The organism is Streptomyces sp. TLI_171, from assembly GCF_003610255.1.
Taxonomy (GTDB): domain Bacteria; phylum Actinomycetota; class Actinomycetes; order Streptomycetales; family Streptomycetaceae; genus Kitasatospora.
Window position 1 is genome coordinate 3,242,851 of sequence record NZ_RAPS01000001.1, and the last position, 21,542, is coordinate 3,264,392.

At 73.6% G+C, this 21,542-nt stretch carries 19 protein-coding genes; 3 read left to right on the forward strand and 16 right to left on the reverse strand.

Annotated elements, in window-relative coordinates; translation table 11 throughout:
• Window positions 1-77: 77 nt before the first annotated feature.
• Genes BX266_RS14750 through BX266_RS14795 form a run of 10 tightly spaced genes read right to left on the reverse strand, consistent with a single transcriptional unit; the run spans window position 78 to window position 9,981 of the window.
• Window positions 78-1,610: an NADH-quinone oxidoreductase subunit N gene (locus BX266_RS14750; protein ID WP_099900052.1), complete on the reverse strand. Its 1,533-nt coding sequence runs from the start codon at window positions 1,608-1,610 to the stop codon at window positions 78-80.
• A 32-nt stretch (window positions 1,611-1,642) separates the two neighbouring features.
• A complete protein-coding gene (locus BX266_RS14755; RefSeq protein ID WP_099900054.1) occupies window positions 1,643-3,169 on the reverse strand; it encodes a NuoM family protein in 1,527 nt (508 codons plus the stop codon).
• 43 nt (window positions 3,170-3,212) lie between these two features.
• Window positions 3,213-5,231, reverse strand: coding sequence for an NADH-quinone oxidoreductase subunit L (locus tag BX266_RS14760; protein WP_099900056.1), 2,019 nt, complete (start codon window positions 5,229-5,231; stop codon window positions 3,213-3,215).
• A complete protein-coding gene (nuoK, locus tag BX266_RS14765) occupies window positions 5,228-5,584 on the reverse strand; it encodes an NADH-quinone oxidoreductase subunit NuoK (protein ID WP_099900058.1) in 357 nt (118 codons plus the stop codon). The genes BX266_RS14760 and nuoK overlap by 4 nt, the downstream gene beginning before the upstream one ends.
• A 1-nt stretch (window position 5,585) precedes the next feature.
• Entirely contained in the window at window positions 5,586-6,203 is a 618-nt protein-coding gene (locus BX266_RS14770; protein WP_099900060.1) for an NADH-quinone oxidoreductase subunit J, read from the reverse strand.
• Window positions 6,200-6,760, reverse strand: a complete 561-nt coding sequence (locus BX266_RS14775) for an NADH-quinone oxidoreductase subunit I (RefSeq protein WP_099907876.1) — start codon at window positions 6,758-6,760, stop codon at window positions 6,200-6,202. The genes BX266_RS14770 and BX266_RS14775 overlap by 4 nt, the downstream gene beginning before the upstream one ends.
• Complete coding sequence (gene nuoH, locus BX266_RS14780) at window positions 6,757-7,716, reverse strand: NADH-quinone oxidoreductase subunit NuoH (protein ID WP_099900062.1); 960 nt, start codon at window positions 7,714-7,716, stop codon at window positions 6,757-6,759. Before nuoH ends, BX266_RS14775 begins: the two co-directional genes overlap by 4 nt.
• Entirely contained in the window at window positions 7,713-8,930 is a 1,218-nt protein-coding gene (locus BX266_RS14785) for an NADH-quinone oxidoreductase subunit C (protein WP_099900064.1), read from the reverse strand. The genes nuoH and BX266_RS14785 overlap by 4 nt, the downstream gene beginning before the upstream one ends.
• Window positions 8,927-9,583 (reverse strand): NADH-quinone oxidoreductase subunit B, encoded by a 657-nt coding sequence (locus BX266_RS14790; RefSeq protein ID WP_099900066.1) that lies wholly within the window; start codon window positions 9,581-9,583, stop codon window positions 8,927-8,929. The genes BX266_RS14785 and BX266_RS14790 overlap by 4 nt, the downstream gene beginning before the upstream one ends.
• Complete coding sequence (locus BX266_RS14795; protein WP_099900068.1) at window positions 9,574-9,981, reverse strand: NADH-quinone oxidoreductase subunit A; 408 nt, start codon at window positions 9,979-9,981, stop codon at window positions 9,574-9,576. The genes BX266_RS14790 and BX266_RS14795 overlap by 10 nt, the downstream gene beginning before the upstream one ends.
• A 277-nt stretch (window positions 9,982-10,258) precedes the next feature.
• On the opposite strand from BX266_RS14795, the gene BX266_RS14800 reads away from it, so the two are divergent.
• On the forward strand, window positions 10,259-11,410 hold the full coding sequence (locus BX266_RS14800; RefSeq protein WP_259464703.1) for a sensor histidine kinase: 1,152 nt from the start codon (window positions 10,259-10,261) through the stop codon (window positions 11,408-11,410).
• Between the two features lie 87 nt (window positions 11,411-11,497).
• On the opposite strand, the gene BX266_RS14805 is transcribed toward BX266_RS14800, so the two are convergent.
• Window positions 11,498-12,529: a trypsin-like peptidase domain-containing protein gene (locus BX266_RS14805; protein WP_180290815.1), complete on the reverse strand. Its 1,032-nt coding sequence runs from the start codon at window positions 12,527-12,529 to the stop codon at window positions 11,498-11,500.
• Between the two features lie 197 nt (window positions 12,530-12,726).
• On the opposite strand from BX266_RS14805, the gene galE reads away from it, so the two are divergent.
• The gene (gene galE, locus BX266_RS14810) at window positions 12,727-13,701 is read left to right on the forward strand and encodes a UDP-glucose 4-epimerase GalE (protein WP_099900072.1); all 975 of its coding nucleotides are present in this window, start codon (window positions 12,727-12,729) and stop codon (window positions 13,699-13,701) included.
• 59 nt (window positions 13,702-13,760) lie between these two features.
• On the opposite strand, the gene BX266_RS14815 is transcribed toward galE, so the two are convergent.
• A complete protein-coding gene (locus tag BX266_RS14815) occupies window positions 13,761-16,061 on the reverse strand; it encodes a serine/threonine-protein kinase (protein WP_099900074.1) in 2,301 nt (766 codons plus the stop codon).
• A gap of 304 nt (window positions 16,062-16,365) precedes the next feature.
• Between BX266_RS14815 and BX266_RS14820 the strand changes: the two genes are divergently transcribed.
• Window positions 16,366-17,007: a TetR family transcriptional regulator gene (locus tag BX266_RS14820; protein ID WP_099900076.1), complete on the forward strand. Its 642-nt coding sequence runs from the start codon at window positions 16,366-16,368 to the stop codon at window positions 17,005-17,007.
• A gap of 171 nt (window positions 17,008-17,178) precedes the next feature.
• Here the strand turns inward: BX266_RS14820 and BX266_RS14825 are convergent, their stop codons facing one another.
• The 4 genes from BX266_RS14825 to BX266_RS14840 form a co-directional block, all read right to left on the reverse strand.
• Window positions 17,179-18,123: a beta-ketoacyl-ACP synthase III gene (locus BX266_RS14825; RefSeq protein ID WP_099900078.1), complete on the reverse strand. Its 945-nt coding sequence runs from the start codon at window positions 18,121-18,123 to the stop codon at window positions 17,179-17,181.
• A 96-nt stretch (window positions 18,124-18,219) separates the two neighbouring features.
• Window positions 18,220-19,131 carry a L,D-transpeptidase family protein gene (locus tag BX266_RS14830; RefSeq protein WP_099900080.1) on the reverse strand — a complete coding sequence of 304 codons (912 nt, stop codon included), beginning with the start codon at window positions 19,129-19,131 and terminating at the stop codon, window positions 18,220-18,222.
• 205 nt (window positions 19,132-19,336) lie between these two features.
• Entirely contained in the window at window positions 19,337-20,500 is a 1,164-nt protein-coding gene (mqnE, locus tag BX266_RS14835; RefSeq protein WP_099900082.1) for an aminofutalosine synthase MqnE, read from the reverse strand.
• 53 nt (window positions 20,501-20,553) lie between these two features.
• On the reverse strand, window positions 20,554-21,516 hold the full coding sequence (locus BX266_RS14840) for a threonine/serine dehydratase (protein WP_099900084.1): 963 nt from the start codon (window positions 21,514-21,516) through the stop codon (window positions 20,554-20,556).
• Window positions 21,517-21,542: the final 26 nt, after the last annotated feature.

A 21,542-nucleotide genomic window follows, 5' to 3' on the forward strand; every position in this document is an offset into this window, starting at 1 on the left:
GCCGTGGAGCCGCTTCCTTCTGCCGGGATCAACGCGCCGAGCTGGCCCGATCGTTCCCTCCGGCATTCGACCACAGGTCAGAACAGGCTGCCCGACACCACCTGCAGCACCAGTTGCGGAGCCACCGAGAGCACCACCGCGCCGCACGCCGCCAGGCCCAGTGCGGCGGACAGCGCGGCCGGGGCACGGCGCGGTTCGACCTGCTCGGCGGCCGGGGCGAACAGCAGCCCCGTCCACTTCAGGTAGTAGGCGAGCGCGATCACCACGTTCACCGCCATCACCACGGCCAGCCAGCCGAGGCCGGCGTCCACCGCCGATCGGAAGACCACGACCTTGCCGAACAGGCCGACCACGCCCGGCGGCAGGCCGGCCAGGCAGAGCAGGAAGAAGGCGAGCGCGAACGCCGCCCAGCGGTTGCGCGAGGCCAGGCCGCGGAAGGCGTCCAGCCGGCCGGAGCCGCCGACCAGGGCGACCACGCCGAACGCGCCCAGGTTGACCAGGCCGTAGATCAGCGCGTACGCCACGGTCGCGCCCAGCGGCTGCGCCGAGCCCGCGTACCCGGCGGCGGCCAGCGGCACCAGCAGGTAGCCGGCCTGGCCGACCGAGGACCAGGCGAGCAGCCGGACCGCCCCGTGCGGGGTGTCGGTGCGCTGGCGCAGCGCGGCCGTGTTGCCGACCGTCATGGTGAGCGCGGCGAGCACCGCCAGCACCAGGCCCCAGGTGTGGCCGTACGGGCGGAACGCGACGGTGGTCACCAGCGCCAGGCCGGACAGTCCGGCGGCCTTTCCGACCACCGAGAGGTAGCCGGCCACCGGGAGCGGGGCGCCGACGTAGGTGTCGGGGACCCAGAAGTGGAACGGGACGGCGGCGACCTTGAAGGCGAAGCCGACCAGGGTGAGCACCGCACCGGCCTCGGCCAGCGGCTTCAGCTGGGCGGGGGCGTGGGCCAGGCCCTCGGCGATGCCCTGCAGTTGGACGGTGCCGGCGGCGGCGTAGACGAAGCTGACGCCCAGCAGCATCACGGCGGTCGCGGTGACGGAGGAGAGGAAGAACTTCAGCGCGCTCTCCGCGCCCCGGCCGTCCCGGCGCAGCGCGACCAGGGCGAACGCGGGCAGGGTGGCGACCTCCAGGGCGATCACCAGGGTGGCGAGGTCGCGGGCGGCGGGCAGCAGGGCGGCGCCGCAGGCGGAGGAGAGCAGCAGGAACCAGTACTCGCCGCCGGGGAGCCCCGCGGCGGAGCCGCTGGTTGACGCAGCGTCCTCGACGGTGTGCAGCGAGAGCAGCACGGTCAGCAGCGCGCCGCCGAGGGCCAGCAGCTGGAAGGCCAGCGCGAAGTGGTCGGCGGTGTAGGAGCAGCCGCCGCCCGGGCTGCTGAAGCAGAAGGTGGAGCGGGTGCCGTCGCCGAGCACCAGCGGCAGCAGCACGGCCAGCGCGGCCAGCAGCCCGGCGGCGCTCAGCCACCCCAGCAGGCGCTTGCGGGCCTCGGGCAGGAACAGGTCGGTGACCAGCACGGCCAGGGCGGCGAGCGCGGCGATCAGCGGCGGGGCGACGGCCACCCAGTCGACGGACTGGATCAGGGCGCCCGGGTCGGCGACGGCGAGCGGAGTCATGAGGGGCTGCCCCAGGTCGTGAGAGGTGGTCATCAGCCGCCCCCGAGGAGGTGCTTGACGGCCGGGTCGGAGAGGCCGAGCAGCAGGGCCGGCCACAGGCCCGCGAGCAGGGTGAGCGCGGCCAGCGGCGTCCAGCTGGCCGCCTCGTAGCCCTGGATGTCGGGCAGGTCGGCGACCGGGGCGGGCTGCTTCGGGTCGCCCATGCAGACCCGCTTGACCACGACCAGCAGGTACGCGGCGGTGAGCAGGGTGCCGAGGCCCGCCAGCACCATGAAGGTGACGAAGGCGGGACGGGACAGCCCGGCGGCCGGGTCGAACGCGCCGTACATGGCGAGCAGTTCGCCCCAGAAACCGGCCAGCCCGGGCAGGCCGAGGCTGGCCACGGCGGCGAACGCGAGCAGGGCGCCGATCCGCGGGGCGCGGCCGTACAGGGCGGCGCCGGTGGCGCCCGACAGGGTGTCGAGGTCGGCGGTGCCGTAGCGGTCCTTGACCGCGCCGACCAGGAAGAACAGCAGGCCGGTGATCAGGCCGTGCGCGATGTTGGCGAACAGCGCGCCGTTCAGGCCGACCTGGGTGAGCGAGGCGATGCCGAGCAGCACGAAGCCCATGTGGCCGACCGAGGAGTACGCGATCAGCCGCTTCAGGTCGCCCTTGGCACCGGGCCGGGCGAGGGCCAGGCAGGCCAGCGAGCCGTACACGATGCCGACCGCGGCGAACGCGCCCAGGTAGGGGGCGAAGGTGGCGGTGCCGTCGGGGACCACCGGCAGCAGCACCCGGACCAGGCCGTAGGTGCCCATCTTGAGCATCACGCCGGCCAGCAGCACCGAGCCCGCGGTCGGGGCGGCGGTGTGCGCGTCCGGCAGCCAGGAGTGCAGCGGCCAGGCGGGGGCCTTCACGGCGAGGCCGACCAGGATCGCCAGCGCGGCGACCAGCTGGGTGGTGTGGGACAGGCCTGCGCCGTGCGCGTCGGCCAGCTTCACCATGTCGAAGGTGCCGGCCTTGACGCCGATCAGCAGGAAGCCGAGCAGCATCACGGCGGAGCCGAGCAGGGTGTACAGGATGAACCGGTTGGCCGCGGCCGTCTTCTTCCCGCTGCCCCACCGGCTGATCAGGAAGTACATCGGGATCAGCACGATCTCGAAGGCCAGGAAGAACAGCACCAGGTCGAGCACCGCGAAGGTGGCCAGCATGCCGGTCTCCAGCAGGAGCAGCAGGCCGGTGAAGGCCCGGCCGCCGGGGCCCGCGGGGAGCTTCTTCACCGAGTAGACCGCGCACAGGAAGGTGAGCAGCGCGGTGAGCACCAGCAGCGGCAGCGAGATGCCGTCCACGCCGAGGTGCAGGCGCACGTCCAGCGCGGGGATCCAGGCCACGTCGGTGACGGCCTGCATGCGGGCCGGCCCGTCGTGGTCGAAGCCGGCCGCCAGGGCGATCGCCAGCAGCAGGCCGGCGCCGGTGACGGCGGTGCCGAGGCGCAGCGCCTGCCGGTCGCCGATCGGGGCGAGCATCAGGGCTGCGCCGAGCAGCGGCAGCACCAGGAGGGCGATGAGGACCGCGTTCATCGGGGGCTCCAAGGGCGTGCCGGGACGGGGAACTGAGGACGGGTCACGAGCCCACCGCCACCAGGACGGCGAGCACCACGGCCCCGGCCAGCAGCGCGCTCAGGTAGCCCTGGGCGTTGCCGGTCTGGGCGAGGCGCACGGCGCGGCCGAGCCAGCCGGGGGCGGCGCCCGCGCCGCGGACGTAGGTCTCCACCACGGCGCGGTCCAGGAACCGGACCAGCCGGGCGGCGGCCTCGGTGGGCCGGACGAAGACCGCGCTGTACAGCCGGTCCACGCCGAAGCCGTGCTGGGCGGGCCGGTACAGCGGGCCGAGCAGCAGCCGGCCGGGGTCGGCCGGCGGCTGCGGGGCGGGCAGCGACTCGGCGGCGGGCGGGCCGGCCTGCTCCGGCACCCGGCCCTCCGCGACGGGGGCGGGCGCGGCAGCCCGGGCGTTGACGGTCCGCCAGGCGGCGTACCCGATCAGGATGCCGGCCACCGCCGCGCCGGTGCCGAGCACCACGGTGGTCAGGGCGGGGCGCAGCGATTCGCCGTCGAGCAGGGCGGGCAGCCAGTCGGAGCGCAGCGCGACCAGGCCGAATCCCATGGTGGGGACGGTCAGCACCCAGAGCGGCCAGCGCATCGCGGCGGGCTCGGCGTGCTCCGGGTCGGCCTCGTCGATCTCCGGCGAGTACGGGGCGTCGGCGGCCTCGGCGATCGGCTTGCCGTGGAAGGCGACCAGCCACACCCGGGTGGCGTAGGCGGCGGTGAGCAGCGCGGTGACGAGACCGGCCACCAGGACGGTCCAGCCGGCGGCGGCCGGGACCGCGGAGGCGGGGCCGAGTCCGGCGGTGAGGGCTTCGCCGTGGGCGGCGTGCTCGGCGGCGGTGAGCACCGACTCCTTGGAGAAGAAGCCGGCGAACGGCGGCAGGCCGACCAGGGCGACCAGGCCGATGCCCATCGTCCAGTAGGCGTCGGGGACGCGGCGGCGCAGGCCGTCGATGCGGGACATCGCGCTGATCGAGTTGGTGTGCGCGGCGTGGATGACCACGCCGGCGGTGAGGAACAGCAGGGCCTTGAACGCGCCGTGCGCGACCAGGTGGAACACCGCGGCCTCGCGGGCGCCGGAGGCCAGCGCGCCCGCCATGTAGCCGAGCTGGCCGACGGTCGAGTAGGCGAGGACCCGCTTGAGGTCGTCCTGGGCGAGCGCGCACAGCGCCGAGCCGACCATGGTGACGGCGGCCATCACCGCGAGCACCATCAGGGCGGCGGAGGACAGCAGGAACACCGGCAGCAGGCGGGCGACCAGGTAGATGCCGGCCGCGACCATGGTGGCGGCGTGGATCAGCGCGGACACCGGGGTCGGGCCGGCCATCGCGTCCGGGAGCCAGGTGTGCAGCGGGAACTGGGCGCTCTTGCCGGCGACGCCGCAGAGCAGCAGCAGGGCGATCAGCGTGGGGTGCTGCAGCCGGCCGTCGCCGGCGGCGTCGAGGACGGCGCCGATCCGGAAGCTGCCGGCGTCCGAGCCGAGCAGGAACAGGCCGAACAGGAACGGCACGTCGCCGAGCTTGGTGACCAGGAAGGCCTTCAGCGAGGCGCTGCGGGCGTCGGCCGTCTCCCAGTGGTGGCCGATCAGGAAGTACGAGCAGATGCCCATCACCTCCCAGCCGACCAGCAGCACGATCAGGTCGCCCGAGTAGACGACCAGGAACATCGCGGCGGTGAACAGCGAGACCAGCGCCGCGTACGACGGGTAGCGCGGGTCGTCCTTCAGGTAGGCCGTGGAGTAGATCTGCACGCAGGTGGCGACCAGGCCGACCAGGACCGAGATCAGCGAGGAGAAGCCGTCCAGGTGCAGGGCGAGCGAGAGGTCGGGCCCGCCGGTGGGGGCGAGCCGGGTGGCGGCGTCCAGGGTGGCGCCGGTGCCCAGCTGAAGGGCCGTCACCAGGGCCAGCACGGCGGAGACCGCGACCGGCAGCACCGCCAGCGGGCGGGCGAGGCCCGGGTAGCGGCGCCCGGTGGCCAGGCCGGCGGCGGCGCCGAGCGCGGGCAGCACGGGGACCAGGATCGGCAGCGCGAGGTTCATGCGGCGGCCTGCTCCTTCTCGGCCTCGGCCAGGTCGTCCGCCTCGTGGCGGTCGCCGAGCGCGGTGACCTCGTCGACGGCGGCGGTGCGGCGGGTGCGGTACACCAGCAGCACGATCGCCAGGCCCAGGCCGATCTCGGCGGCGGCGATGGTGATGGTGAACAGGGTGAGCGCCTGTCCGGCGTGCAGGGTGTCGCGCAGCCAGACGTCGAAGGCGACCAGGTTGAGGTTGACGGCGTTGAGCATCAGCTCCACCGACATCAGCACCAGGATGACGTTGCGCCGGGCGAGCACGCCGTACACGCCGACGCTGAACAGCAGCACGGCGAGGACGGCGGGGTAGGCGAGGTGCACGTCAGCGCTCCTTCGACTTCGTCAGGGCGGTGCGCAGGTTGCCGGGCCGCGGCTTGGTCCGCCCGCCCTCGGTGCGGGACAGCACGATCGCGCCGACCAGGGCGGCCAGCAGCAGCACCGACAGCGCCTCGAACGGCAGCACCCAGTGCGAGAACAGGTACTCGCCGGTCAGCCGGGTGGTGCCGACCGCGCCGTGCAGGTCGATCCAGGAGGAGCGGAACGCGTCCACCACCAGGGTGACCAGGGTGGCGGCGGAGGCGACGCCGACCGCCAGGGCGGCCGGGCGGTTGCCGGAGTCGGCGTCCGGGGAGCGGCCGATCGGGGCCCGGGTCAGCATCAGGCCGAACAGCACCAGCACGATCACCGAGCCCAGGTACACCAGGACCTGCACCCAGGCCACGAACTCGGCGGTGAGCAGCAGGAACTCCACCGCCAGGCCGCCGAGCGCGACCACCAGCCAGAGCGCGGCGTGCACCAGCTGACGGGTGGTCACCGAGACCACCGCCGCGCCGAGCACGAGGACCCCGACCAGCAGGAAGACGATCTCCTGCCCGGTCGGCGAGAGGTACGAGCGCGCGGCGGGCTCCAGCGAGCCCGCCGCCGCCAGCAGGGTGCTCAACTCTCCCCACCCTCCTCGGCGGCTGCGGCCGCGGCGGCCGCGGCCAGCTTGTCGGCGGCCTTCCGGGCCATGGCGATCTCCTTGGGCTCCTCCGCCGCGGCGTCGTGCGCGGGCGGCGGGGGGACGGTCCACATCCACTCGCGCAGCCGGTCGCGCTCGTGGGTGAGCTCGCGGATGTCGGTCTCGGCGTACTCGAACTCCGGGGACCAGAACAGCGCGTCGAACGGGCAGACCTCGATGCAGATCCCGCAGTACATGCAGAGCGAGAAGTCGATCGCGAAGCGATCCAGCACGTTGCGGGTGCGGGCGCGGGCGTTCGGGTCGGCGGCGGGCAGCGTCTCCTTGTGGGAGTCGATGTAGATGCACCAGTCCGGGCACTCGCGGGCGCACAGCATGCAGACCGTGCAGTTCTCCTCCAGCAGTGCGATCACGCCGCGCGAACGCGGCGGCAGATCGGGCTGGACGTCCGGGTACTGCGCGGTGACGGTCTTGCGCGTCATCGTGCGCATGGTGACGGCCAGGCCCTTGGCCAGACCGGAGCCGGGAATCTTCATCAGGAGATCGCCACCTTGACGATGCCGGTGAGCAGGAGCTGGGCCAGCGCCAGCGGGATCAGCACCGTCCACGCGAAGCGCATCAGCTGGTCCTCGCGCAGCCGCGGGTAGGTGACCCGCAGCCAGAGCACCACGAACGCCAGCGCGAAGGTCTTCAGCAGCGTCCACAGCCAGCCCAGGCTGTCCGACAGCGGGCCGTGCCAGCCGCCCAGGAAGAGCACCGCGGTCAGCGCGCAGAGCACCACGATGCCCGCGTACTCGGCCAGCAGGAACAGCGCGAAGCGCAGGCCGGTGTACTCGGTGTACGCGCCGAAGATGATCTCCGAGTCGGCCACCGGCATGTCGAACGGCGGACGCTGCAGCTCGGCCAGGCCCGCCGTGAAGAACACGAACCCGCCGATCAGCTGCCACGGCACCCACCACCAGTGGAAGGCGTCGACGATCCCCGGCAGCGACACCGAGCCAGCCGCCATCGCCACCGAGGCGGCGGCCAGCAGCATCGGCAGCTCGTACGACATCAGCTGCGCGGCCGTCCGCAGGCCGCCCAGCAGCGAGAACTTGTTGGCGGACGCCCAGCCGGCCATCAGCGAGCCCAGCACGCCGATGCCCATCACGGCCAGCACGAAGAAGATGCCCGCGTCGACCGCCTGGCCGACCAGCCCGTCCGGGCCGACCGGGATCACCAGCAGCACCAGCAGGTACGGCAGCAGGGCGACGGCCGGGGCGAGTTGGAAGATCCTCCGGTCCGCGTCCTTCGGGACGACGTTCTCCTTCTGGACGAACTTCACGCCGTCGGCGACCAGTTGAGCCCAGCCGTGGAACCCGCCCGCGTACATCGGGCCGAGCCGGCCCTGCATGTGCGCCATCACCTTGTGCTCGGTCTGGCCGACCACCAGCGGCAGCACCAGGAACGCCACCAGCGTGCCGACGCAGCGCAGCAGCGTGTCGAGGAGGTTCACTCGCTGTCTCCGTCCTGCTCGGTGGGCCGGTTGGTCGGCTGCACGGGTTGCTCGGCGGGCTGCTCGGCCGGGCCGGTGGGCTCGGCGGGTGCGGCCGGGGCGGCGGGTTCGGCCTGGGCGGGTTCGGGTTTCCCGGCCGCGGGCTCGTCGTGCGCCGGGACGGGCGCGTGCCACGGGGCGTCGGAGGACTGGGTCCTGGCGGTGCGGCGCGGGGCCTCGGGGGCGGGCGGCTCGGGGGCCGACGGGGCGTCAGGTGCGGGCTGGCTGACCGAGCCCTCGCCGACGCTGCGGGTGCGGCGCGGGCGGTCGGCGCGCACCGGGGGCGCGTCGGCGCCGGGCTGGCTGGTGGAGCCCTCCGCCACGCTGCGGGTGCGGCGCGGGCGGTCGACCCCGGCGGCCGCGCCGGCCCGGGCCGCGCGGGCGGGGCGTTCGGCGACCGGCGGCAGGGTGCCCTTGAGCGGACCCCACTCGTTCGGGTCGGGGACGCCGGCGGGCTGCATCTTGCGCCGGGCCGGTCCGCCGCCGTGGTCGGACTCGCCGGGCTCCTTGGCGCCGGGCCAGTCCTTGGCGACCCGGGCGGCCAGCACGAAGTCCTTGCGCAGCGGGTGGCCCTCGAAGCCGTCCGGCAGCAGCAGGGTGGCGGGGTACGGGTGGCCGGCGAACTCGACGCCGAACATCTCCAGCGTCTCGCGCTCGTGCCAGGCGGCCCCGGCGTACACCGCGACGGCGGTCGGCAGCACGGCCCGGTCGCGCGGCACCCGGGTGCGCAGCAGCAGGCGGCGCACGCTGCCGGGCTCGCCGACGGCGGCCAGGTGCGCGCAGACGGCGAAGCCCTCGGCGAGGTCGTCGACGGCGCTCAGCCAGTCCAGGTAGGCCAGGCCGAGGGTGTCGCGGGCGGCGGTGAGCGCCTCGATCCAGTGCTCGGCCGGGACGTCAATGGTGAGCAGCTCGTACGCCTCGGCGCCCGTCGCCCAGGGGCCGATCGCGGCGGCGGTGCGCTCGGCGGGGGTCGGCTCCGCGGGGGCCGACGGGCCGTCAGGAACTGCGGCGGTCGACGGCTCGCCGGGGGCCTCGGGGGCGCCGGGGGTCTCGGGGGCGCCGGGGGTCTCGGGGGCGCCGGGGGTCTCGGGGGCGCCGGGGGTCTCGGGGGCGCCGGGGGTCTCGGGGGTCTCGGGGGTCTCGGGGGTCTCGGGGGTCTCGGGGGTCTCGCTCACTGGTCGCCCTCCCCCGGCACGACGGGGGCGGCGGTCGCGGCGGGCGCGGCCTGCAGCGGGCGGCGGAGCGCGGCGGCGGGTGCGGCGTAGCGCTGCGGCACGTCCTCGGCGGCGATCTTCTCCTGCAGCTTGAGGATGCCCTGGAGCAGCGCCTCGGGCCGGGGCGGGCAGCCGGGCACGTAGACGTCGACCGGGATGATCTGGTCGACGCCCTTGGTGACGGAGTAGGAGTCCCAGTACGGGCCGCCGGAGTTGGCGCAGGCGCCGAAGGAGATCACGTACTTGGGTTCGGGCATCTGCTCGTACAGCCGCTTGACGGCGGGGGCCATCTTGTCGGTGACGGTGCCCGAGACGATCATCAGGTCGGCCTGGCGGGGGCCGGGCGCGAACGGGATGACGCCCATTCGGATGAAGTCGTGCTTGGCCATGGACGCGGCGATGAACTCGATCGCGCAGCAGGCGAGTCCGAAGTTGAAGCACCAGAGGCTGTAGCGGCGGCCCCAGTTGAGCACCACCTTGACCGGGTCCGGGGCGAGCCGGGCGAGCGGGCCGAGGCGGCGCTGCTCGACGGCGGCGCCGGGCTTGGCCGGGTCGGGGATGCCGAGCGGGACGGGGCCGTTGCCGGGCGTCCCGTGCGAGTGCGTCACGTCCATTCCAGAACGCCCTTCTTCCAGGCGTAGAGCAGTCCGACCGCGAGGAAGCCGACGAAGAGGAACATCTCCACCAGCGTGGCCGCCCCGTAGCCGGCGGCGGCGAACACCGTGGCCCAGGGGAACAGGTAGATCGCGTCGACCGCGAAGATCACGTACAGGAAGGCGTAGACGTAGTACCGGATCTGGGTGTGCGCCCACCCCTCGCCGACCGGGTCGACGCCGCACTCGTAGGCGAGCAGCTTCTCCGGGGTGTCGACCACCGGCCGCAGCAGGCGGTTGGCGGTGAAGGACACCGTGACGAAGAGGACGCCGATGACCGCCAGCAGACCGACGGCCGCGTAGGCGTCGAAGTAACCGCTGCCGGCTGCGGGGTCGGCAGCGAGCGGCTGCCACTCCATGGGTTACGCCCTTCTTCTTTGCCCGTCCATAACCATCGCTATCGCGGGAGTCTATGTGCACCGCTCGTTTACTCCTCCACCCGCCCGCCCTGCAAGACGGCCGGTGGACACCCGCTGGAATTCCGCTCGCCGCCGCTCCGGGCGCCGGGTGCAGCACGGGGGGTGGGGATAACCCCCGGACGAAGACGGAGTGCAGCACCATGGCGCGGCGCCCCGGCCGACCGGGATGCTGATGATCGACAGCAGCCGGCGAGTACCAGAGGAGAGGGCGCCGACCATGGAGGACGAGGCGAAGCGCCCGTCGTTGTACGGAGCGCAGCTGTGGCGGCAGGTCCGGCACGAGCTGCTCAACTTCCCGATCGGGCTGGCCGGGTTCGTGGTCACGGTGGTGACGGTGACCACCGGTCTCGGCCTGGCGGTGACGGTGATAGGGCTGCCGCTGCTGGCGTTCGGGCTGTCGGCCTGCCGGCAGTTCGGCTGGCTGGCCCGGGCCCGGGCCCGGGCCGATCTGGGCAGTGCGATCGGTGAGCCGCCGGCGCTGGTGCCGGCCCGGGCCGGGCTGGCGGGCCGGGTGGTGGCCGGGCTGTCGAACGGGCTGAGCTGGCGTTCGGCGCTGTACTGCGTGGCGCTGTTCCCGTGGGGAGTGCTGAGCTTCGCGCTGACGCTGGTGCTGCTGGTGGTCGGCTGGCCGGTGCTGCCCTGGGCGATGCGGGCGATGGCGCTGGTCTCCCGGCTGCTGGTGGAGGGCCTGCTGTCGCCGGGTGCGCTGGCCGAGCGGGTCCGCGAGCTGGAGGACGACCGGGGCGCCGTGGTCGACACCGCCGCCGCCGACCTGCGCCGGATCGAGCGCGACCTGCACGACGGCGCGCAGGCGCGGCTGGTGGCGCTGGCGATGGACCTCGGCCTGGCCAAGGAGAAGCTGACGGAGGATCCGGCGGCCGCCGCGCACATGGTGGACGCCGCGCACGGCGAGGTGAAGCTCGCCCTGCAGGAGTTGCGCGACCTGGCCCGGGGCATCCACCCGGCGGTCCTGACGGACCGCGGCCTGGATGCCGCGCTCTCCTCGGTGGCGGCCCGCTGCACGCTGCCCGGCGGTGTGAAGGTGCACGTCGAGCTGGGCGGCGAGCGGCCGGATTCCGCGGTGGAGGGCATCGCCTACTTCACCGTCAGCGAGTTGCTGACGAACGCGTCCAAGCACTCCGGGGCGCGCACCGCCTCGGTGGAGGTGTGGCGGCAGGACGACCGGCTGATGCTGATGGTGCAGGACGACGGCCGGGGCGGGGCGCAGGTCCGGCCGGGCGGCGGGCTGGCCGGCCTGGCCGAGCGCGCCGAGTCGGTGGACGGCGTGTTCGTGGTGGAGAGCCCGGCCGGCGGCCCGACCTCGGTGGCGGTCGAGCTGCCGTGGCGGACCAGGGCCGGCCGGTCCTGAGCGCTCCGCCGTCCGCCGGGCGTGGGCGGGCCCGGGGTGCCGCCTCCCTTGCGCGGTACGGCACTCCGGGCCCGGGCCTGTCGGGCGCTACAGCGTCCCGAGGGTGACCTCCGCGCTCTGGTCCTTCCCGTCCCGCTGGTAGCCGATGGTGGCCTTGTCGCCCGGGGAGAGCGCGGCCAGCGCGGTGGTCAGCGCGGAGGGGCTGGTGACGGCGGTGTCGTCGACCTTGGTGATCACGTCGCCCGCCTGCAGTCCGCCGGCGGCGGCGGGCCCGCCGCCGACCACCGTGACGATCGCGGCCCCGGCGGGCTGGAAGTTCGCGTCGAAGAAGGGGCGCACGGTGACGCCGAGCGCGGCCCGGCCGGAGTTGGTGACCTTGCCGTCCTTGATCAGCTGGTCGGCGATGCCGGTGACGGTGGCGGCGGGGATGGCGAAGCCGATGCCGGGCGCGGCCGAGCCGTTCAGCTCGGGGTCGACGGCGGTGAGGGTGTTGATCCCGATCACCTGGCTGGAGAGGTTGACCAGCGCGCCGCCGCTGTTGCCGGGGTTGATCGCGGCCGAGGTCTGCACCATGTTGCCGATGGTGGCGCCGGGCGAGTCGGCGGTCTGCGGCTCGCTGACGGTCCGTCCGGTGGCCGAGACGATGCCCTGGGTGACGCTGCTGGACAGGCCGAGCGGGCTGCCCATGGCGAGGGTGATCTGTCCGACCGCCACCTTGGAGCTGTCCGCGAAGGCGGCGGGCTTGAGGCCGCTGGGCGGGTTGGTCAGCCTGATCACGGCCAGGTCGGAGTCCGGGTAGCTGCCGACCAGGGTGGCTTCCAGCGGCTTGGTGCTGTTGGCCAGCGTCACGGTGAAGTTGGTGGCGGTGCCGACCACGTGCGCGTTGGTGACGATGTCGCCCTTGCCGTCGTAGACGATGCCGGAGCCGAGGCCCTGCGCCGCCGTGATCTGCACCACCGAGGGCAGCACCTGGGCGATCACCTGCTGGTAGTTCTGCTCCAGCTGGTTGCCACCGGCCGGGGCCGGCGCGGAGGTGCTGCTGGTGGCCGCCGTGCTGGAGCTGCTGCCCTGGTCGGAGCTGGAGCAGCCGGTGGCCAGGAGCGCGGCCGAGACGAGCACCGCCGCCGGCCCGAGCCAGAGCTTGGGCCCGGTGGGCCGCGGGCCGGCCGGGAGCGGGCGGGTCGGTTCCTTCTTCGGGCGCACGGCGGCCACCTCCGGTCGCTGGACAGAGCTTTGTCAGCATTTCACCGTTATGTCCGAATGCCTGTGCAGACACACCAGGGACCGCGCCGAAAGCGGCCGTCTAGGATCGGGCCATGACCTGGTTGATCACGGGCGGCGCCGGATACATCGGCGGCCATGTCGTACGGGAGCTGGTCGCGGCCGGCGAGTCCGTGGTCGTGCTGGACGACCTGAGCAGCGGCGCGGCCGCCCACCTGCCCCCCGGCGTCCCGCTGGTGTCCGGCACCACGCTGGACCGCCCGCTGCTGGACGCCGCGCTCGCCGGCCACGGCGTCACCGGCGTGCTGCACCTGGCCGCCAAGAAGCAGGTCGGCGAGTCCGTCGAGCAGCCGCTGCGGTACTACCACGAGAACGTGGAGGGCCTGCGCACCGTGCTGGCCGCCGCGGTCGACGCGGGCGTGCGCCGGGTGGTGCTGTCCTCCTCCGCGGCCGTCTACGGGATGCCGGACGTCGACCTGGTCGACGAGAAGACTCCGTGCGCGCCGATGAACCCGTACGGCGAGACCAAGCTTGCCGGCGAGTGGCTGCTGAACGCCTGCGCCGCCGCCTACGGGCTGTCCGCGGTGTCGCTGCGCTACTTCAACGTGGCGGGCGCCGCCGCCCCCGAGCTGTCCGACCCGGGCGCGGCCAACCTGGTCCCGCTGGCCTTCCAGCGCCTGACGGCCGGGCTGCCGCCGCTGATCTACGGCGACGACTACCCGACCCCGGACGGCACCTGCATCCGCGACTACATCCACGTCTCGGACGTCGCCTCCGCGCACGTCGCCGCCGTTCGCCGGCTGAACGCGGCCCCGAGCGGCGAGCCGGTCGGACTGACCCTCAACATCGGCACCGGCCGCGGCGCCTCGGTGCGCGAGATGCTCGCCGAGATCGCCGAGGTCACCGGCCTCGACACCGCGCCCGAGGTCACCCCCCGCCGGGCCGGCGACCCGGCCCGGGTGGTCGCCTCCGCCGAGCTGATCCGCCGTGAGCTCGGCTGGAGCGCGGAGCACGACCTGCGCTCGATGGTCTCCTCCGCCTGGGCCGGCTGGCAGCACCGCCACCCGTAGCCGCCCCGGCAGCAGCACGGCCCCGGACCGCGTGCGGTCCGGGGCCGTACCGTTTCCGCCTACTGCTGCGGCACCGCCGTGCCGTAGAAGGAGTCCAGCGCGTACACGCAGCGGTCCTTGGAGCCGACGAACACCCGGCCGCCGACCGCCACCGGGGAGCCGGTCAGTTCGCCCTTGGTGCCGAGTTCCCAGCGGAGGCGGCCGGTGGCGAGTTCCAGGGTGTGCAGCGAGTGGTCGCGGCTGCCCAGGTGGACCAGTCCCTCGGCGACGGCCGGGGAGCCGACCAGGTCGGCGCGGGTGGCGTAGCGCCAGCGCTCCCGGCCGCTGGCGGCGTCGAAGGCGAACAGGGTGTCGCCGGAGCCCAGCAGCACGGCCCCGTCGGCCACCACGGCCGGTTCGGCGCCCTGCCGGGCGGCGGTGGCGGCCCGCCACAGCCCGCGGCCGGTGGCGGCGTCCAGCGCGTAGAGGGTGCCGAGGTAGTCGGCGACGTACACCGCGCGGCCGTCCACGGCGGGCGGGGTGAACAGCACCACGGGCGCGTCGAAGCGCCAGCGCTCGGCGCCGGTGGCGGCGTCCAGGGCGTGCACCCGCTGACCGGACGTCACGTACAGCACGCCGCCGCGCTCGACCGGGCGGGACGGCACCTCGCCGGCCACCGGGTGGGTCCAGCGCACCCCGCCGCCGCGCGGGTCGACGCAGTGCAGGCGGCCGCCGCCCTGGTAGTAGGCGGCGCCGGCGATCAACGCCGGGCCGGACTGCGGGTTCTCGTAGTCCTGCTGGCCGTCCTCGGCGCGCCACAGCTCGGCGCCGCTGGCGGCCGAGCGCAGCTGCACCCCGCCGCCGCGGATGCCGCAGCAGAGCACGCCGTCGGCGGCGTCCAGCGAGTAGACCCAGCCGTCCAGGGAGCTGCGCCAGCGCTCGGTGCCGTCCGCCGCGTCCACGGTGTAGAGGTGCGGGCCGTCGGCGGCGTGCACCCGGCCGGAGTCGACGGCGAGCGCCCAGGCCACGTCGCGGGTCTTCCAGCGGCGCTCGCCGGAGCCGATGTCGAGGGCGTGCACCTCGAAGCTGGAGACGAACAGCGTGCCGTCGGCGACCACGGGGGTGCCCCAGACGTCGTTGGACATCCGGAACCGCCAGGGCCGCCAGCGGACGGCGGGCTGCGGCGGGGCCGCGGACGGCCCGGAGGTGCGGCGCACCCAGTCGGTGCCGGGCGGGGAGGCGGGCGCGGCGGGCTCGACCCGCGGCCCGGGCCCTATCGGCACCTGGGTGCCGGGCAGCCGGATCTCGCCGTCGCTGCCGGCCGGTCCGCCCGGGGCGGGCCGCCGGTGCGGCCGCATCTTCTCGGTGACGACCTCGGCCTCGGACGGCGCCCCGACCGGCGCGGCCTGCGAGGCGGGCGGCGCGGCCGGCTGCGGCGGCACCGCGGGCTGCTGCGGCTGGGGCTGGGACTGCTGCGTGCTGACGGGGCGTCGGCTGCTGCGCTTGGCCTCGATCAGGTCGAGCGCGGAGGTGGGCAGCCAGTCGCCGGCCTCGCCGGAGGCGTCGGCGTGGGAGAACAGGTGCGGGGCGAGTTCGGCCTGGATCTGGGCGGGGGTGGGCCGGTGCTCGGGCGAGGGCCGCATGCAGGCCCGCACCAGGTCGACCAGTTCGACCGGCAGGCCGGAAAGGTCGGGCTGGTCGCGCAGCAGCTGGAACACCGTCTCGACCGGGTTGGAGCCGCGGTACGGCGGGTGGCCGGTGGCGCAGAACACCACCAGCGAGCCGAGCGAGAAGACGTCGGAGGCGCCGGTGACGCTGCGGCTGTCCCGGGCCTGCTCCGGCGACATGTAGGCGGGGGTGCCGACCGCGACGTTGGTCATGGTGAGGCGGGTGCTGGAGACCCCGGCGGCGATGCCGAAGTCGATCACCCGCGGCCCGTCCTCGACCACCAGCACGTTGGACGGCTTGAGGTCGCGGTGCACCAGGCCCGCGGCGTGGATGGACTGCAGTGCCTCGGCGATGCCTGCGGTCAGCCAGCGCACCGCCTCCGGCGGCAGCGGCCCGCACTCGGTGACCAGGTCCTCCAGCGAGGGCGCGGGCACGTACGCGGTGGCCAGCCACGGCACCGCGGCGTCCGCGTCGGCGTCCACCACGGCGGCGGTGTAGAAGCCGCCGACCGTCTTGGCCGCCGCGATCTCGCGGGCGAAGCGGACCCGGAACAGGTTGTCCTCGGCCAGCTCGCTGCGGACGGTCTTGATGGCCACCCTGCGCCCGGAGGCGGACCGGGCCAGGTACACCAGACCCATGCCGCCCGCGCCGAGCCGGGCCAGCACTTCGAAGGGCCCGATCCGCCTCGGATCGTGCGCCGTCAGCTGGTCCACTCCGCAGCCACCTCCCCTTCGCCAACGCCCCCCGGCGGCGGCGCGCCCCCGATTCTCCAATGCCCGCCGCCCGGGAGCCAATCTCCCCCGCCCGTGACACGCGCCCGGGTACCGGAGCAGCGGCCTCCGGGTCGGCCCGCGGCGGCGGCCGGACCGGTCGGAGCTGACTTGTCGTCACGCTGTGGGGTCATCAGCACACGGGGGGGCAACAACACCCGGGTAAATGCCACGGTTTCCCCCCTCGCCCGGACTAATAGTCGCACTACCGATTAGCGCCAAGATCTTGCCGCTGTAAGCTGACGGCATGACAGGACAAGTTCGCACCGTCGACGGTCGCGTCGCCGGGCGGCGCGGACAGGAGACGCGGCAGAAGCTGCTCGACTGCCTCCGCGAGATGCTCAGCACGTCGCCCTACCGGGACGTCAAGGTCATCGACGTCGCCCGTATGGCGGGTACCTCCCCCGCGACCTTCTACCAGTACTTCCCCGATGTCGAGGGCGCTGTCCTTGAGATCGCCGAGGAAATGGCCGAGGACAGCGGCGGGCTCAAAGAGCTCGTCGATGGAAAGTCCTGGGCGGGAAAGACCGGCTTCACCACTTCCGAAGAACTGGTGGACGGATTCCTCGCCTTCTGGCGCAAGAATGACGCCATTCTCCGAGTGGTCACGCTCGGCGCCGCGGAAGGGGACAAGCGGTTCTTCAAGATCCGTATGAAGGTCCTCAACTCGGTGGCGGCCCCGCTCGCCGAAGCGGTTCGCAACAATCAGGGCAAGACCGACAAGTCGGTCGATCCGTCGGCGATCGCCGGCTCCCTGGTCTCGTTGCTGGCCGCCGCGGCCGAGCACGGCAAGGCGTTCACCTCGTGGGGCGTGAAGGTCAAGGACCTCAAGCCCAACCTGGCGCTCCAGGTGTACCTCGGAGTCACCGGAAAGAAGCCGCCGAAGTAACACACAGATCGGTCCACTGGCGCTCGGCCCCGGTTCCTGTCCGGGTGTGTCGGATGCGGCCGTGCCTCGGGGGAGGTTCGCCGACGTACCGCGGAGCGCCGTCCTTCTACGGACGAAGGGGCGGTCGGGAGAGATCTCTCCCGACCGCCCCTTCGTGTCGCCCGCGCGGTGTCAGGGGCAGCGCACGACCTGCCCGGCGTAGGCCAGGCCGCCGCCGAAGCCGAACAGCAGCACCGGGTCGCCGCTGTGCAGCTCGCCGCGCTCGACCAGCTTGGACAGGGCGAGCGGGATGGAGGCGGCGGAGGTGTTGCCGGAGTCGACCACGTCCCGGGCGACCACCGCGTCCTCGGCCAGGCCGAGCTTGCCGGCGATGGCGTCGATGATCCGCAGGTTGGCCTGGTGGGCGACGAAGCCGCGCAGCTCGGACGGGTCGACGCCGGCCTTCTCGCAGGCCTTGCGGGCCAGCGGGGCGACCTTGGTGGTGGCCCAGCGGAAGACGGTCTGGCCCTGCTGGCTGATGATCGGCTGCCAGCCGCTGATCGCGACCGCCTCGCCCTTCTCCGGCTCGGAGCCCCACACCACCGGGCCGATGCCGGCCTGCTCGTCGGGGACGGCCTCCAGCACGGCGGCGCCCGCGCCGTCCCCGAAGATCACGCAGGTGGTGCGGTCGGTCCAGTCGATGATGTCGGACATCCGCTCCACGCCGACCACCACGGCGCGGGTGGCGGCGCCGGCCCGGATCGCGTGGTCGGCGGTGGCGAGCGCGTAGGAGAAGCCCGAGCAGGCGGTGTTCAGCTCGTACGCGGCCGGGGCGGGGATGCCGAGCCGGGCGGCGACCGCGGCGGCGGTGTTGGGGCTGCGCTCGACGGCGGTGCAGGTGGCGACGGCGACCAGGTCGATCTGGTCGGGCGTCACGCCCGCGGCGGCCAGCGCCTTCTGCGCGGCGGCGACCGCGAGGTCGACCAGGGTCTCGTCCTCCGCGATGTGCCGGGTGCGGATGCCGACCCGGGAGCGGATCCACTCGTCGTCGGTGTCGACCATCGCCGAGAGATCGTCGTTGGTGAGGATCTTCGGCGGCTGGTGGTGGCCCAGCGCCACGATGCGGGAGGCGGTCATACAGCCACTCAACCGGGTTACCGGTGAGTCGGGCGGTAACGCCCTGGCACAGGATCGGGTGCCGGATGCTGTAGGGCCCTCACAACCGGCCGGTGCTCAGGCGGCCAGGGACTGCGCGTCGCCCATCGCGATCATCGGGTGCAGGGCCGGGTCGAGGGTCTTGATCAGCTCGACCATGTGGTCCTCGGTCAGCGAGATGCAGCCGTGGGTGGGGCCGCCGTGGTCGAGGTGCAGCCAGATGCCGCCGCCCTTGGCCGCGCCCTGCGGGTAGGTGGTGTCGAGCGGGGAGGTGCCCTCGACCCGGTTGTAGTTGATCGCCACCACGTAGTCGAAGGACCCGGCCAGCGGCTCGTTGTTGAAGCCCCGGCCGGACATCACGAAGTTCTTGTCCTGGTCGTACGGGAGCTTGGAGCCGGGGTCGGCCTTGCGGCCGCCGGCGTCGGTGAGCGAGAACAGGCCGATCGGGCTGCGCAGGTCGCCGGACCGGTGGTCGGAGGTCCAGCCCTTGTAGGCGTTGTGCGCGGGCCAGGCCGCACCGGCCTGCCAGCTGCCGTCGTCACCGCGGGTCCAGAGCGTGACGGTGTTGTCCGAGGAGTCGGCTCCCTTGCCGCTGGCGACCAGCAGCTGGCGGGTCTCGGCGGGGATCCTGGCCATCCAGTCGGCGCCGAGGCCGGGGATGGCGGTGATCCGGTCCCGGGTGGAGCGGTCCGCGGCGGGGGCCTCGGTGTGGCCCTCGGCGGCCTGCATCGGGACCACCTCGGCCTCGCGGTCCGGGGCGGCGGTCGCGGTGGCGGGCTGGAAGGTGCGGCCCGGTCCGATGGTGAACCAGCCGGCCGCCAGGGCCAGCAGGGTCGCGGTGCCGACCGTGAGCTTGCGGGTGCGGCGCGGCTTCGGCTTGCGACGGCGGCTTCGTGCCGCGGCTCGGCCCTGGGTCTGCTCGGCCTCGTCCCGGGCGGTCGGCGCGGGGGCCGAGCGGCGGTGCGAGGCGGCGCGATGGGAACCGGACATGCGGACGATCCTCCCAGACCTCGGGGACGCGACGGAACCCGGGCCGTGTGATGAGCCTGTGAGCATACGCGGCCGGAAACGTTTCTTCACTATCCCGCGGACGTCCCGGTGGTGCGCCGTTTCCCCGCGCGCCCCCGGGGAAACGCACCGCGCCCGGTGGCCGAAAATCGGCCGACCGGGCGCGGTGGAACCCACTGGCGGGGCGTCAGAGGCGCATGGCCTGCGGAGTCTCCCGGCGCTGCAGGTCGGGGCCTTCGTACTCGCGGATGACCTCGTAGCGGGTGTTGCGCTCGACCGGGCGGAAGCCGGCGTCCCGGATCAGCTGGAGCAGGTCGTCGCGGCCCAGCTTGTTCGGGGTGCCGAAGTTGTCCGCGTCGTGGGTGATCTTGTACTCGACCACCGAGCCGTCCATGTCGTCCGCGCCGTGGCTGAGCGCCAGCTGGGCGGTGGTGACGCCGTGCATCACCCAGAACACCTTGACGTGCGGGACGTTGTCGAACAGCAGGCGGGACACCGCGAAGGTCTTCAGCGCCTCGGCGCCGGTGGCCATCTCGGTGCGCTCCATCAGGCGGTTGCGGACCTTGCCGTCCTTGGAGTCGTGGAAGTCGTGCTGGTAGCGCAGCGGGATGAAGACCTGGAAGCCGCCGGTCTCGTCCTGCAGCTCGCGCAGCCGCAGCACGTGGTCGACCCGGTGGCGGGGCTCCTCGATGTGGCCGTACAGCATGGTGGCCGGGGTCTTCAGACCCTTGGAGTGCGCCAGGCGGTGGATCCGCGACCAGTCCTCCCAGTGGGTGTCGTGGTCGACGATGTGCTGGCGGACCTCCCAGTCGAAGATCTCCGCGCCGCCGCCGGTCAGCGACTCCAGGCCGGCGTCGATCAGCTCGTCCAGGATCTCACTGGCGCTCAGACCGCTGATCCGCTCGAACCAGTGGATCTCGGTGGCGGTGAACGCCTTCAGCGAGACGTTCGGCAGCGCCGCCTTCAGCTCCTTCAGCGAGCGCGGGTAGTAGCGCCAGGGCAGCGTCGGGTGCAGGCCGTTGACGATGTGCAGCTCGGTCAGGGACTCCGACTCCATCGCCTTGGCCAGCCGGACGGCCTCCTCGATGCGCATGGTGTACGCGTCCTTCTCGCCCGGCTTGCGCTGGAACGAGCAGTACGCGCAGGAGGCGCTGCACACGTTGGTCATGTTGAGGTGGCGGTTGACGTTGAAGTGGACGACGTCGCCGTTCTTCTGCGTCCGCACGTGGTGCGCGAGGCCGCCCAGCCAGGCCAGGTCGTCGCTCTCGTAGAGCGCGATCCCGTCCTCGCGGGTCAGCCGCTCACCGGCGTAGACCTTCGCCTCCAGCTCGCGCTTGAGCCCTGCGTCCATGCGGCGCTCCGCCTCCTTGCGACTTCGATTCGTTGCCGAACCCGAGACTACGCCTAGGCCGCCAGCAGCTCGGCCAGCAGGGCGGGGTCGAGGTTGCCGCCGCTGACGACGGCCGCGAACACCCGTCCGCCCAGCTCCCCGGCGCGGTGGAAGTACGCCGCCGGGGCGACCGCGCCGGACGGCTCGGCGACCAGCCGGCCGCGGCGGGCCAGCAGGGCGACGGTGTCCCGGATCTCCTGCTCGGAGACCGTCACGATGTCGTCCACGTACGCGGTCAGGTGCTCGAACGGGAGCACGCCCACGGACGGGGTGCGCAGGCCGTCGGCGATGGTGCGGTAGGTGTCGGCGACCGGCCAGGCGGTGCGCACGCCCTTGCGCAGGCTCTGCTGGGCGTCGGCCGCCAGTTCCGGTTCCACGCCGACCACCCGGACGCCCGGGCAGGCCAGCTTGATCGCGGCGGCCGTCCCCGAGATCAGGCCGCCGCCGGAGACCGGCACCAGCACGGTGTCCAGTTCGTCCGGGGCGTCCTCGGCGATCTCCAGCCCGACCGTGCCCTGCCCCGCGATGACGTAGGGGTCGTCGTACGGCGGAACCCACACGTAGCCGTGCTCGGCGGCCAGCCGGGCCGGGAGGGTGTCGCGCTCCTCCGCCGTCACGATCACCACCTCGGCGCCGAACGAGCGGGTGTTCTCGATCTTGACGGCGGGCGAGGTGTCGGGCATCACGATCACCGCCTTGATGCCGAGCCGCTGCGCCGCGTACGCCACCGCCTGGGCGTGGTTGCCGCTGGACTGCGCCACCACTCCCCTGGCCCGCTCCTCCGCGGTGAGCGCGGCCAGCCGGTTGAACGCCCCGCGGATCTTGAACGCCCCGGTCGGCTGCAGGCTCTCCGGCTTCAGCCACAGCCGGCGGCCGCCGTCCGCCGCCCACGGGCAGGGCAGCAGCGGAGTGCGGACCGCCGTGCCGGCGATCCGGCGCCGGGCGGCGTGCAGGTCTTCCAGGTCGACCAGGGTCATGCGGGGCGTCCTCGGCTTCTGACGGG

Bases quoted from the DNA above. Each gene is read 5' to 3' on its own strand.
- BX266_RS14840 (WP_099900084.1), bottom strand. From the start codon at position 21,516: ATGACCCTGGTCGACCTGGAAGACCTGCACGCCGCCCGGCGCCGGATC.
- BX266_RS14755 (WP_099900054.1), bottom strand. From the start codon at position 3,169: ATGAACGCGGTCCTCATCGCCCTCCTGGTGCTGCCGCTGCTCGGCGCA.
- BX266_RS14795 (WP_099900068.1), bottom strand. From the start codon at position 9,981: ATGGAGTGGCAGCCGCTCGCTGCCGACCCCGCAGCCGGCAGCGGTTAC.
- BX266_RS14790 (WP_099900066.1), bottom strand. From the start codon at position 9,583: ATGGACGTGACGCACTCGCACGGGACGCCCGGCAACGGCCCCGTCCCG.
- BX266_RS14800 (WP_259464703.1), top strand. From the start codon at position 10,259: ATGGAGGACGAGGCGAAGCGCCCGTCGTTGTACGGAGCGCAGCTGTGG.
- BX266_RS14760 (WP_099900056.1), bottom strand. From the start codon at position 5,231: ATGAACCTCGCGCTGCCGATCCTGGTCCCCGTGCTGCCCGCGCTCGGC.
- BX266_RS14820 (WP_099900076.1), top strand. From the start codon at position 16,366: ATGACAGGACAAGTTCGCACCGTCGACGGTCGCGTCGCCGGGCGGCGC.
- BX266_RS14750 (WP_099900052.1), bottom strand. From the start codon at position 1,610: ATGACTCCGCTCGCCGTCGCCGACCCGGGCGCCCTGATCCAGTCCGTC.
- BX266_RS14830 (WP_099900080.1), bottom strand. From the start codon at position 19,131: ATGTCCGGTTCCCATCGCGCCGCCTCGCACCGCCGCTCGGCCCCCGCG.
- galE (WP_099900072.1), top strand. From the start codon at position 12,727: ATGACCTGGTTGATCACGGGCGGCGCCGGATACATCGGCGGCCATGTC.
- BX266_RS14825 (WP_099900078.1), bottom strand. From the start codon at position 18,123: ATGACCGCCTCCCGCATCGTGGCGCTGGGCCACCACCAGCCGCCGAAG.
- mqnE (WP_099900082.1), bottom strand. From the start codon at position 20,500: ATGGACGCAGGGCTCAAGCGCGAGCTGGAGGCGAAGGTCTACGCCGGT.